The organism is Streptomyces flavochromogenes (assembly GCF_000717595.1).
Taxonomy (GTDB): domain Bacteria; phylum Actinomycetota; class Actinomycetes; order Streptomycetales; family Streptomycetaceae; genus Streptomyces; species Streptomyces flavochromogenes.
Map to the genome: position 1 here is coordinate 353,561 of NZ_JNZO01000014.1, position 12,089 is coordinate 365,649.

Sequence of the window (12,089 nt, forward strand, 5' to 3'; positions counted from 1 at the left end):
GGCGCCGCCGGACATCGAGTATTGACCCATCAGATGGTCACTCACAGTAAGCAGAGGGCCAGGGTGTTGACCGCTGCTCGCTCGCCACCGGTCTCACCGCAACCTAACGCGCACCGCGCGCCCGCAACAGGCGGACACATGGTGCCGAGAGCCAGCCGGCCGAGCCACCACGCACTCGCGATGTCAGTTGGACTCGAGCACTGACTCGAACTCCAACGGCAGGTGCAACTCAGCCTCCATGGCGAAGACGGCATCCATCAGCAAGCGCAACCGCTCCGGAGCGTCCGGCATCACATGCGCATAGGTCTGGTGCGTGATCCTCGGATCCCGGTGACCAAGCCATTCCGCCATGTCTGTGACCGGTACGCCCTTCGAGAGGCCAGCGGAGGCAAAGAAATGGCGAAGCCAGTGCGGGGTGATCTTCCGCGCGATGCCCGCCGCCTTCTTCGCATTGCGCCAGAGCCGGTCGACGAGGGCGTACATGAGGATGTTGGTCCGCCCGACATTGCAGAAGAGGTAATCCCCTTCCAGACGATTGAGCCCGTCCTCCACCCGAAATGTGCCGTAGAGCCGGATGTGCTCCGTCACCTTCGCCGCGATCGTAGGAGGCAGCGGAACCGTGCGACGACCCTCGTCAAGATCACGCCACTTCAGCTGGCGGATGCAGTGAAATCTCCCACGCCCCTTGGTTCTGGCCTTCTGGACAGCGGTCACGGGCTCCTCGTTCTCGCCGTCCTGCGTGATCTGGCGGTCCACATAGAGGGTTCCCTCTTCCAAATCGAACTGCTGCAGCGTGACAGCGCACGCCTCCCCGATGCGCAATCCGCAGCCGGCCATCAGCCACACGAGCAGCTTTTACGGCCCCGGCAGATGCCGCTCGATCACCTCGATTTCTGCCAGGGTTGGGAGGCGGATCGTCTTCTCAACCCTCCGCTTGACCCGTTGGCGTCCGGTGCGGACATGGCTGCACGGATTCTTGGTTGTGTACTCGTTGGCCACGGCGAAGCTGAAGACGCCCGCGAGCGTCTCGCAGCGGTTGATCGCCGTGCTCTCCTCGTAGCCAACCTGGTACCCCCAGGGAGTTGCGGCTTCGCGGGGGTGCTCGGCGGCGGTGTCGTGGATGATGCCGGGCAGGTCCACGTTGCCGGCTCGGCGTTCTTGCATGCCGTCGGTGTAGAGCACGATGCGGTCGCCGGGGCGCAGGTCGATGTCCTGTACCTGGTAGGGGCCCTGTGCGGGGGCGCCGAAGGGGAGGTTGATGCGCAGCGTGATTTCGCTGACGGTGCCGTCGCGCAGTCGCAGGGGCCAGAGATGGCCGGCGTTGACAAGCTGGGCGCCGGACCCGTCCAGGGCGACGCGCAGGAGCTGTCCGGTGGCGAAGGTGCGGCGCCCGTGGTCGAGGAGGGCCTGGTGGGTCCGGCGGGCCTGCTCGGCCAGGTCGGTGCCGGCGCGGCGGGCGCCGCGGGAGGCGTTGACCGGGAGGGTGGCGATGAGTGAGGCGTCGAGGTCGTGGCCCATGGCGTCGGTGATGGACAGGTGCAGGGTGTCGTGATCGAGGCTCTAGTCGTAGGTGTCGCCGGCAATGTCGGAGGCCGGGACCAGGGCATGGGCGAGAGCGAACTCGTCGGCATCGCAGGAGGGCGCCGAGGGCAGGAGCTGGCGCTGGATCTCCGCGGCCAGGCTCACCGTGGCCGTGCGGTTGCCCCATTAGTAGCGGTCGGTGAAACGGCGGTCGGTGACGTGATGTACGCCAGCGCGTGCGCAACCTCTTCCACCTGCTCCAGCACGTCCTGGGTGACCGTGTGAGCGGGCCGCCGAGGGCGACCCGGACACCATTCGTGGACACGCGCGCCGCTACCTCGTGGCGCCGCCGTGGCGGCGTTGGCGTCGGCTGTATTCGGTGATGGCCTGCCATAGATCACGCCGGTCGACATCGGGCCAGTAGTCGGAGGTGAAGCACAGCTCAGCGTAGCTGGTGTGCCAGGGAAGGAAGTTGGAGATGCGCTGTTCGTTGCCTGTGCGCCACAGCAGGTCGACGTCCGGCATGTCGGGGTGGGGCAGGTGGCGGGCGAAGTCGTCTTGACCGATGAGGTGGGGGTCGATGTCGCCTGCGTGGGCTGCCTGGGCGAGGGCCGCGGCTGTTCGGGTGATCTCGTCGCGGCCGCCGTAGTTGATGCAGACGGTGAGGGTCAGCCCGGTGCGGGTGCTGGTGCGGCGCTCCTCGCGCAGGAGAGCCTGGACGAGTTCCTGGGGTAGTTTGTCGGGGTGGCCCAACCAGCGCTGGCGTACGTCGAGGTCACGGATGGGTCCCTCGTCGAGGTCGCGTCGGATCGCTTCCAGGATCGTGGTGATCTCCTCGGTGTCGCGTTTCCAGTTCTCGGTGGAGAACGCGTAGAGGGTCAGGTGGCGCAGGCCGATCTCCAGGGCACCATGGACCATCTCGTGGGCGGCGGCGGTGCCGGCGCGGTGGCCTTCCGGGCGGGGCAGGCCACGCTGCTCGGCCCAGCGGCCGTTGCCGTCCATGATGACCGCCACGTGGGCGGGCATCCGGTCGGCCGCGATCTGCGGGGGCCGCACGCCGTCACGGTGCGGTGGCGGAGGCCGCAGTGCGGTGTCGTCGGCCTCCGGGCTCGGCTCGCTCGCGGCCACGGTGGGGCGTCGAGGTCCGGGGGCGGTCAGGGGCGTCAGGCTCCAGGCCAGTTTCGAGCGGATGCGGGCCGGGGCGAGGATGCGCGTGCGGGCCGCGAGAGACGGGCGCGGGGCGCGCTTGAGCAGGGCGTGGCCGGCCGCGTCGACGGCGTCGAGCTGGGCGCGCATCAGGCTGGCGGCCGTGTTGAGCACGGTGGCAGCGCCCGGGTGCATACCTGTGGTCATTGCGGGCCTGGTCACCCATTGACGGGCCAGAGCCGTCAGCTCCCGGACCAAAGCCGCTGCGGCCTGGCTCCAGCTCCCTTGCCGCAGATCGTCCTCGGCGCCAGGGAAAGCGTCCAGGGCCTCTTGCGGCAGGAACAGGTCGCCCTGGGCGAGGTCGGCGCTGAGGTCGGTGAGGGTGTCGGTGAGCCGGGCGCCGTCGATGAACCACTGGTAGTCCTGCTGCCGGTCCAGCCGGAGCGTCATCGGCGCTCCGGCCCGTTCGAACAGGTGCCGTACCTGGTCGACCCAGGGTGTGATTGCCCCGTTGCACCAGGCCCGCCACGCGGCCCAGTCGGCGAAGTGCCGACCGCGGGTGTCATCGCGCGTGCTGATCATGGCGCCTCGTAGGCTGGACAGGTCCAGGCGCCATCGCAGGGCGCTGTCCACCAGAGCGTGCCGTACCGGATCCCTGCTCGTGCCGGCCGCCAGCTCGCAGTGCAGGGCCTGGGTCCACGCTTCGACGCGGGCCGCACGTTCGGCCGGCTCCGCATCCCGCTGGTCGGCCAAGTCGTCCAGGACAGTCGCTGCGGCCCATAAGGCCCACCCGGCCGGGCGCAGCACGGTCGGCATCAGCTGGATGAGGGCGTAGATCCCGGGATCGTGCACTCGTGTGGTGCGCCGACACAGCCGGTACGCCGCCCGCAGAGACGGGTCTTCGCCGGTGGGCGAGCGGTGGGTGGGTCGCCCACGTTGTGCGGGCAAAGCGGCACCGAGGTCTGCCGCAGTGGAGTACGTGGTGGTGCGCATGTCGGGAGCCGGACCTCAGTGTGCTTCCGTGGCTGATGGCGTGGCGGCTTGGGGCGGTGCGGGAATGCCGGCCGTCCTGTTTTCCGGCCCGGGCGGAGGAGTGGAGACGGTCGGGAGGCAGTTGCGGGTGCTGTGGCGGAAGCCCAACAGGGCGACAAGGGCGGCCAGCCCGAACCAGGTGAGCTGGAGGGCCAGATGCCCGGGGACCGGGCTGGTGGAGAATCCGGCCGCCGTACTGGCCTGCATGGCCCCATACGAGGGCAGATAGCGCATGACGGGGTTGTCCGCCCCGGAACTCGTGATGGGGTTCTGCAGGGCGAGGTCGATGATGCTGGTCATCACGATGGCGAACATCCCCTCGACTTCCCGGCGCAGCAGGGACCCGAAGACGACTCCCAGAGCGCCGTAAGTGAGTCCGGCGCAGAACAGGGAGGCGGCGAGCAGGAGGGGCTGGCGGGGGGTCCAGGCCAGGCAGATGACCGCGGTGGCATACGTGGCCACCGCCGCCGAGACCAGAGCCAGAGCGGTGACTTTCGCCAGGACGAGGTGGGCGCGGGGGTAGCCGGCCATCGCCAGGCGGCGGTCGAAGCCGCTGCCGGAGAAGGTGGCGGCGAACATCATGAAACCGGCGATCAGGGTGACGGCGTTGAGCGCGCCGCTGATCGCGGTCAGTTCATTGCCGTGCGGGGCCAGTGCTTCCCCGGTGGCGCGAAGCCGCATCCGGGCCGGGGTGTCGGGCATCGCCAGGTACGCCAGCGAGGTCCATACCGGGACGAACAGGACCACCAGAATCATGGCGAACCGGTTGCGGCCGTGTTCGATGAGCGTGAACCTGGCGGCGACGGCGAAGCAGGTCAGGTGAGACCTCATGCGGCGGCCCCCGCCTTGTCCGCGCGCAGCGTTCCGCTGTCCAGGCGCCACAGCTCGTCCAGGCGCTCGGTGTCGTACGCCAGGTGAGAGACGACCAGGACCGAGCGTCCCGCATCCCGCAGCCGCGCGGCCAGGTCCCAGAACCGCTGGTAGGTGTCCCAGTCGAAGCCCTGATACGGCTCGTCCAGCAACAGGACCTGCGGATCGTGCATGAGCGCAAGCGTCACGTTCAGCTTCTGCCGCGTGCCGCCGCTGAGTACCCCGGTCTGCTCGTCGATGTACCCGGTGAAGCCCAGCACGTCCATGATCTCTTCGGCGTACCGCACATCGGAGAGGCGGTAGGCCGTCTGGAAGAACGTCAGGTGCTGCCGGACAGTCAGCGCGTCATTGAGGACCACGTGCTGTGGGCAGTAGCCGAACCGGCCGCTATGCCGCACCGATCCATGCGTGGGTCGCAGTTCGCCGGACAGAATTCTCAGCAGGGTGGACTTGCCGGCGCCGTTCTCCCCGACGATCCCGCACAGAGTTCCGGCCCGAAGGCGCAGGTCCACGCCCCGCAAGACCGCACGCCGACGGTAGGCGTGATAGACGCCTTCGACCTCCACGCCCGCCTCCTGCTGTCGACTTCACACGACCGTGCCCGAACGGCCTAACGATCAGAAGGTGGAACAGACACGGGCCTCACGTCCCCGGCGTAGCCGTTTGATCACAGCCCGCGCGCCCAGCCCACCGCACGATCACGCATGGGATGTCGCTGAACCACACCGCGCCCGCACCAGCCGCTCCGCTACCTCCTGTGATGGACCCCTTCTCGCGGGAACAACCTGCCAACCAGTCTTCCGAGTGGTGATGGGGCTTACCTCATGGGCCGAGGATGCTTCGCCCTCAAGGTGTGGATGACCCTGTCGCCTTCGCGGGCGAAGCCCACCGTCCAGTCCGGGTCGAGGTCGTCGACACGCGCCCAGCTCTCCGGTGCAGGCGGCGGCCAGGCGACGCGTCACTCCGAAGCACCCCGGCCGGTCTATGAGGGACGACACCCCTGTTCACCGATGGCTTGGTCCTGTCGAGGGCGAGTGCGGCCTCGCCGTGTAGATCCAGTCGAGGCCGTCGTATCCGATGGCGTCGAGGTGTTCCGCCCGGATCAGGCCGGCACGGATCGCCACGCACTGGGAGGCGATGTTGGCCGGCCGAACCCGCGCCATCAGTGGGAGATCGGGCACGTGGCGGGAGGCCCAGTCCGTGACCTCCCTTGCGGCTTCGCCGGCGAAACCCTGGCCCCAGGCCGAGGTGGCGAAGCGGTAGAAGAGGTTGAGGATCCTCATGTTGTTCAGTTCCATGGGCTTGATCCCGCAGAACCCCAAATGCTGGTCAGAGTCGCGCGCCGGATGACCCAGTACCCGTAGCCGTACCGCTGCCACTGGTCGTTCCAGCGTCGATAGAGCTCACAGGTCCGGGGACCGCGGTGGATTTCAAAGATCGCTTCGATATCACCTTCGGTCGGACGCAGCAGCGACAGCCGGGCTGTTCGCAGCTCCTCGGCTGCTGGGCTCCAGCTCATGGGAAGAAGAATCGCACGTCGTCTGTCAGGCGAGGAGGCCATGAAGTCCAGCATCCTGCGGTTGCCCTCCTCCGCGTGATCGATCTGCGGTCCGTGGCCGGTGCCGGAGATGATCTCGGCCCGGGCGCCCGGCATCAGGCGCGGCACGCGCTCCACTTGCCGCTGGGGGGGCACGGGCACGTTCATCAGCCATGCGCACGAGACCACCGGCACGGTGAGGGTGGTCCGTCTCGCCGACGGCACCCACACGCTGCGGCTGGAAGGACTCGACACGAGCAACGGCCCCGATCTGCGCGTCTGGTTGAGCGACGCGCCGGTCAAGGAGGGCAAGGCCGGGTGGGGAGTCTTCGACGACGGCCAGTACGTCAGCCTCGCCAAGCTCAAGGGAACAAGGGCGACCAGAACTATCCCCTGCCCACGGACGTCGACTGGCCGAAGTACCCCAGCGTCAGCATCTGGTGCGACCGGTTCGACGTCTCCTTCGGAGCCGCCGCCCTCGCCCGCGTCTGACCGGTCGCAATCCCCGGGAGCCGACCCGCGGCGCCATGCGCGCCCGGGGGCTCCCCCACACTGACGCCGCGGTGAGCGCGCGGAGGGCGTCCCCCACGGTGCCGAGCAGCTGATCATGATGGGCGCCGACGCATGAACGCAGCTAATGCCGTGCGCGAGCACGGATGGGCCTTGCGCGCCGCCTGTCGGGCGGGGAACCCATCGGGGAGCCGAAGACCCGTGGGGCCGCACGTGAGACACCGGACGGGGCGGGATCTTTCACGTACTCCGGAAGCCCCTCCTCGCCCTCGGGCAAGCCGACCGGGCTGGATGTGGGCATTCCTGGGCATCCCTGTGCCACCGGGTGACCTGGGCCGAAGTCGTACACGAGGCGGATTTCGGGGCAGGGCGCGCCCCGACTGCCCGGCATCTCCGAACCACGAGCCGACGATCTCAGGCCCTTTCCTGGGCACTGGGGTCCTACGGCCCCTGACACGACACGCACCGGACACCCGCCGTGGCGTCACGGAACGTCACTACCGGAGAAACAGCAGGTCAGCGTCCTTTTCGGCGGGCTCAAGGATCGCAACACACTCGACATAATGAGTCACAAGAAACAGATCTACACAGAACATGTGAAAGAAAATCGCAGTTCAGCGGCGCGCGAGACTCAAAAGGTGCACAAAGGTCAATGTGTATTACGTGCACGATGGGCGCTACGCGCGGCCTCTGACGCACGACCGGGCAACAATTGTCGAGGGGAGGGCGCCTGCCGCCCTGGGGATCCCAGCGGAAGAGAGGTCACTCGCTCGCAGGCGAGTGACCGTTTTCTTCGATCGGGTTGCGATGACGCCCACGCCATGAACACGGCGCCCAGCCAGCAATAGGGCCTACGCCTCGTACAGCAAGGCCGAGGTCGCCTCCCGCGACGAGGCCGGGACTCGCTTCCAGCTCGTGGAGACCGTTGAGTACGCCCCGGCATGACCCCAGCCAGCAGAAGCAGCACATACGCCATGAGAACGGCCGAAACCGAGCGGCGGTTTCGGGTACACCCGACCTGGGGCCTTGCCGCAAGCCCCATAACCGCAGGTCAGAGCCCTCGCACGGAAGCAGGTGAACGTCAGCATCCCGCTCGACGCGGACGGGTTCTTCGGACGCCAGTGCCCCGAGTGCTCGATGCTCTTCCGCGTCCACGGCGACGACTACGCGGCTCTGCCCGACGAGCTTCGGCTCTGGTGTGTGTGCTGCGGCCACAGCGCGGATCACGGGGACTTCTGGACCGACCAGCAACGCGAACGAGCCCTGGAAGCGGCGCGGGCTCTGGGCGCGCAGATCGTGCAGCAGGGGTTCGCGAGGGTGGCACGCAAGGCGCGGACCTCCACACGTCGTGGCCATGTCTCGGTGTCGTTCCGCAGCCCCGCCCCCGGTACCCCCGCCCCTCCCCGAGATCGACGAAGAGCGTCTCGCTCGTACGTGGCGATGCGCGGGATGCGCGATCCGCTACGGCGTCTTCGGCGAGCTCCGATACTGTGCCCCTCGTGCGGTCGGCTGCCTGCGGCCACCGTCGCCTTCGACGCGCTGCAGGCGGAGACGGCCCGGCTCGACGCACTGTCCTCGCTGCCCGACGCGATCCGGGCCGCGCTGCGCGAGCAAGGGGTTTCTACCCGCAGTTGGGTCGACACGATCGAGAACGTCGTGGGTGTCGTGGAGGCACTCGGCTCCTCGGTGTTCCACGAGCACGTCACGGACGCGGAAGAGCGGCTGCGTGGCACGGGGAGCATCTTCCAGCGACTCGACGACATGGCAGTCCTCTTCGCCTCGGCCGGCTTCCCTGACGTACGCGGTTCGGTGAGGTCGCCCGCCTGGCAGCGGCTGCTCCGGACCTGGGCGGCGCGCCATGTCTTCACCCACAACGACGGTGCCGTCCACGAGAAGTACCTGCGTCGAGTCCCCACTTCTCGCGCCTCCGTTGGCCAACGGCTCGTCATCTCGGACGCCGACTGCAGGGAGGCGATCGAAGACGCCGCCGCTCTGTGCCGAGCACTGGTGGACGTCAGGCCCCTGTAGACCCGGCCTTCTCTCACGGGGCCGTTCTCATCGCCAGGAAGACTGTCGCGAAGGAGGCCCCCGCCAAGACCGAGGGTCCACGCGCTGGTTGTCGGGCTTCCCGCAGACCACCGCCAGCAGCGCCGTCCACGAGCGGGCCGGCTTCCGGGTCATCGGCACCCGCGAGCGGATTCGACTGCCACCACGGTCGCTGGCGCGACACGGCCCCCGTCGAACGCCGCAGCGGCACAGCGACTGGCCTTTCGGGAGCACGGCTCTATACCGCGGCAGGCGTAGGATCGGATGCCGATATCGGTTTCGTCACTGCCGGAGGTGGGCTGCGGTGCGGGAGTTCCAGCGGGGTGCGGTGCGGCTGCATATCCTGCATCATGCCGCCGCGGAGGAGATCCACGGCGCGTGGATGACCGAGGAGCTGGCGCGCCACGGTTACCAGATCAGCCCGGGGACCTTGTATCCGACGCTGCACCGGCTGGAGGCGGACGGCCTGCTGACCTCCGAGCAGCGAGTGGTCGACGGCCGGACCCGGCGCGTCTACAGGGCGACGGAGGCCGGCAAGCAGGCGCTGGCCGAGGACCGTAGGGCTCTGGCGGAGCTGGCCCGTGAAGTCCTTGGCGGGGAAGCCCCGTAAGGGCTGGTCAGCGGTCCACCGCGCTGACGACGACGGCGGCACGACTCAGGCGCGCGTCCGGTGAGTACGCACCCGCGCCGAGCATGAGCAGGAAGAGACCGCCACACAGCTGGGCCAGATCGGTGCGGGACTCGTGGACGAGGTCCCACCATCCGGACTCGCCGTCGAAGAGCAGGGCCTCGCCCCACAGGATGGGCAGCTTGGTGATCAGCAACGCGCCGAGCATGTTCACGATCATCGGGATCGTGGCCAGCCGGGTGAGCAGCCCCGCCAGGATCAGCAGGCCGCAGGCGATCTCGACGACGGCGTCGAGCGGTGCCAAGAACCCGGGGGCGGGAATGCCGGCCTTGTCGAAGCGGCCAGTGCCGAGTTGGTCGGGGCAGAGGAACTTCTGGATGCCCTCGGAGAAGAAGACCGCCCCGGCGTACAGGCGGATGAGGACGGTCGCGGCGGGGGCGTCGGTGGGGGCCGGCTTCGCCTGCCACGTGTCGAGCTGCGCCATGTGCGGGTGCCCCTCTTCCATCGACCGGCGTATCGGGGTACCGATTCGTCCTGCGTGCCAGAGGGTCACCGGCGGATTCCCGACCCGCCCGGGTCGGCGCGTCGCGGGTGCTATGAGGCGCGGACTGTCGCGGCGCGGCGGATCCCGTAGACGGCGGCCCCGAAGGCCAGCACCGCGGCGCCCGTGACCACCGAGGTCAGGGGCAGGGCGAAGGCCAGCACCAGGCAGCCTGCCAGTCCGAGGGCGGGGACGAAGCGGGGCGGGCGGCCCTCGTCGGGGCCGAGGGTCCAGGCGGAGGCGTTGGCGATGGCGTAGTACGCCAGGACGCCGAAGGAGGAGAATCCGATGGCCCCGCGTACGTCCACCGTGGCGGCCAGCACCGCGACCACGGCGCCCACGACCAGCTCGGCCCGGTGGGGCATCTTGAAGCGCGGGTGGACGGCGGCGAGGGCGTGGGGCAGGTGGCGGTCACGGGCCATGGCCAGCGTCGTGCGGGAGACGCCGAGGATCAGCGCGAGCAGCGAGCCGAGCGCGGCCACGGCGGCGCCGACGCGCACGACGGGGGCCAGCCAGTCGGCGCCCGCCGCCCTGGCCGCGTCCGACAACGGTGCAGTGGCCTTGGCCAGTCCCTCCGGGCCCAGGACCGTCAGGACGGCGACGGCGACGAAGGCGTAGACGACCAGGGTGATACCGAGCGCGACCGGGATGGCCCGCGGGACGGTGCGCTGCGGGTCGCGGACCTCCTCGCCAAGGGTGGCGATACGCGCGTATCCGGCGAAGGCGAAGAAGAGCAGGCCGGCGGCCTGGAGCACCCCGCCGAAGCCGGCATCCGAGCCGATGTCCAGACGGGCCGCGTCCGCAGCGTCGGAGGTGAAGGCGGCGACCACCACGGCGGCGAGGACTGCCAGGACCACTGCGACGATCAGGCGGGTGAGAAGCGCGGACTTCTGGACCCCGGCGTAGTTCACCACGGTCAGCGCCACCACGGCGGCCACCGCGACCGCGTGGGCCTGTCCGGGCCAGATGTAGGAGCCGACCGTGAGCGCCATCGCGGCGCAGGAGGCGGTCTTGCCGACGACGAATCCCCAGCCGGCGAGATAGCCCCAGAAGTCGCCGAGGCGCTCGCGCCCGTAGACATACGTGCCGCCCGAGGCCGGATAGCGGGCCGCGAGCCGGGCGGACGAGGCGGCGTTGCAGTAGGCAACCACAGCAGCGAGCGCCAGCCCCAGCAGCAGGCCGGAGCCGGCGGCGCGCGCGGCGGGGGCGAGCGCGGCGAAGATCCCGGCACCGATCATCGAGCCCAGGCCGATCAGCACGGCGTCGGACACCCCGAGCCGGCGGCTCAGCTCGTCCGGCGTCCCGGTGGCGGGTTGCTGCTTGCTCATCGCTCACTCCTCGGCGACACAGATATCTATTACGGAATCCGATATCGGAGGACGATACGTGAGCACGAGCCGCCCTCCGCACCCTGGCCGTCGGATCGCCTTCTCCGGCAGGCGCCGGAAGGTCAGCGCAACACCGCCGCGATGACGCGGGCCGCCTCGCGGGCAGGCCGGCCGACGCCGATGAGGGTGGCGGAGGCGGGGCCGGTCCAGTCGCCGTAGCCGAGAAAATGGAGACGAGGCTCGTCGAGTGCCTGGGCGCCGACCGTAGGGATGTGGCCTCGGGGGTCGCGCAGGCCGAGTGGGGCGAGATGAGAAAGGGCGGGGCGGAGACCGGTACACCAGATGATCGCGCCCGCCTCCGGCGATCGCACCGTCGACCCGGACCACCCCGGTGGGCGTGATGCGGTCGAACGTCGGCTGGGCCTTGAGCAGTCCCGCGGCGCGAACGGGCGGTATGGCGACGATGTCGCCGAGGGAGGCGACGCCGCCGGTGTCGGTGCGGCCTTCGTCGAGGGCGCGGCGGCGTGCGGTCGCCTCGGCGAAGAGAGCACGGCCATCGACGTCGTCGGCGAGGTAGCTCGGTTCGCGCAGCATGACCCAGGCCAGATCGGCGTCACACGCGCGATCGGCGGCGATCTGCACACCGGAATTGCCGACCCCGACCACGATCACCCGCTGTCCGACGAAGTCGGCGGGACGGCGGTACTCGACCGTGTGGAGCTGGGTGCCCTGGAAGTTCGTACGCCCGGGGACCGCGGGGACGAAGGGGCGGGACCAGGTGTCGGTGGCCCTGATGACGGCCCCGGCCCGCCACGTACCGGAGTCGCTCTAAGAGGCCATCTCATTTGGGGAGCCGGTAGGGTGCGGGCTCGTGGCGGGGATTGTTGAGCGGCTGGTGCCGGACGAGTTGTGGGAACTGTTCCAGCGAGT

General features: G+C 69.3%; 9 protein-coding genes and 4 pseudogenes. 3 read left to right on the plus strand and 10 right to left on the minus strand.

From position 1 onward, the window contains the following. Positions 1 to 183: 183 nt before the first annotated feature. The 7 genes and pseudogenes from IF00_RS0119740 to IF00_RS43895 form a co-directional block, all read right to left on the minus strand. Entirely contained in the window at positions 184 to 846 is a 663-nt protein-coding gene (locus IF00_RS0119740; RefSeq protein ID WP_030319792.1) for a tyrosine-type recombinase/integrase, read from the minus strand. A gap of 243 nt (positions 847 to 1,089) precedes the next feature. Then, positions 1,090 to 1,796, minus strand: a pseudogene (locus tag IF00_RS43890) (PP2C family protein-serine/threonine phosphatase); the annotation flags it as partial. Between the two features lie 58 nt (positions 1,797 to 1,854). After that, positions 1,855 to 3,519: a polyprenyl diphosphate synthase gene (uppS, locus tag IF00_RS0119750; protein ID WP_051820466.1), complete on the minus strand. Its 1,665-nt coding sequence runs from the start codon at positions 3,517 to 3,519 to the stop codon at positions 1,855 to 1,857. Positions 3,520 to 3,675: 156 nt separating this feature from the next. After that, positions 3,676 to 4,530, minus strand: coding sequence for an ABC transporter permease (locus IF00_RS0119755; protein ID WP_030319795.1), 855 nt, complete (start codon positions 4,528 to 4,530; stop codon positions 3,676 to 3,678). Next, entirely contained in the window at positions 4,527 to 5,135 is a 609-nt protein-coding gene (locus IF00_RS0119760; protein WP_030319797.1) for an ATP-binding cassette domain-containing protein, read from the minus strand. Before IF00_RS0119760 ends, IF00_RS0119755 begins: the two co-directional genes overlap by 4 nt. A gap of 438 nt (positions 5,136 to 5,573) precedes the next feature. Next, entirely contained in the window at positions 5,574 to 5,867 is a 294-nt protein-coding gene (locus tag IF00_RS47050) for a GNAT family N-acetyltransferase (RefSeq protein ID WP_245234577.1), read from the minus strand. A 254-nt stretch (positions 5,868 to 6,121) separates the two neighbouring features. Then, positions 6,122 to 6,262, minus strand: a pseudogene (locus IF00_RS43895) (alpha/beta fold hydrolase); the annotation flags it as partial. Between IF00_RS43895 and IF00_RS43900 the strand changes: the two are divergent. From IF00_RS43900 to IF00_RS0119775, 3 genes and pseudogenes are all read left to right on the plus strand, one after another. After that, positions 6,198 to 6,598: pseudogene (locus tag IF00_RS43900) on the plus strand (DM13 domain-containing protein). The pseudogenes IF00_RS43895 and IF00_RS43900 overlap by 65 nt on opposite strands. A gap of 1,092 nt (positions 6,599 to 7,690) precedes the next feature. Then, the gene (locus IF00_RS0119770) at positions 7,691 to 8,644 is read left to right on the plus strand and encodes a hypothetical protein (protein ID WP_030319800.1); all 954 of its coding nucleotides are present in this window, start codon (positions 7,691 to 7,693) and stop codon (positions 8,642 to 8,644) included. 322 nt (positions 8,645 to 8,966) lie between these two features. Then, positions 8,967 to 9,272, plus strand: a complete 306-nt coding sequence (locus IF00_RS0119775; protein ID WP_030319802.1) for an Rv3488 family transcriptional regulator — start codon at positions 8,967 to 8,969, stop codon at positions 9,270 to 9,272. Positions 9,273 to 9,279: 7 nt separating this feature from the next. On the opposite strand, the gene IF00_RS0119780 is transcribed toward IF00_RS0119775, so the two are convergent. The 3 genes and pseudogenes from IF00_RS0119780 to IF00_RS43905 form a co-directional block, all read right to left on the minus strand. Next, entirely contained in the window at positions 9,280 to 9,774 is a 495-nt protein-coding gene (locus IF00_RS0119780) for a DoxX family protein (RefSeq protein WP_051820467.1), read from the minus strand. 110 nt (positions 9,775 to 9,884) lie between these two features. After that, complete coding sequence (locus tag IF00_RS0119785) at positions 9,885 to 11,159, minus strand: APC family permease (protein ID WP_030319806.1); 1,275 nt, start codon at positions 11,157 to 11,159, stop codon at positions 9,885 to 9,887. Between the two features lie 122 nt (positions 11,160 to 11,281). Next, a pseudogene (locus IF00_RS43905) lies at positions 11,282 to 11,987 on the minus strand (pyridine nucleotide-disulfide oxidoreductase); the annotation flags it as partial. Positions 11,988 to 12,089: the final 102 nt, after the last annotated feature.

Bases quoted from the DNA above. Each gene is read 5' to 3' on its own strand.
- IF00_RS0119755 (WP_030319795.1), bottom strand. From the start codon at position 4,530: ATGAGGTCTCACCTGACCTGCTTCGCCGTCGCCGCCAGGTTCACGCTC.
- IF00_RS47050 (WP_245234577.1), bottom strand. From the start codon at position 5,867: ATGGAACTGAACAACATGAGGATCCTCAACCTCTTCTACCGCTTCGCC.
- IF00_RS0119780 (WP_051820467.1), bottom strand. From the start codon at position 9,774: ATGGCGCAGCTCGACACGTGGCAGGCGAAGCCGGCCCCCACCGACGCC.
- IF00_RS0119785 (WP_030319806.1), bottom strand. From the start codon at position 11,159: ATGAGCAAGCAGCAACCCGCCACCGGGACGCCGGACGAGCTGAGCCGC.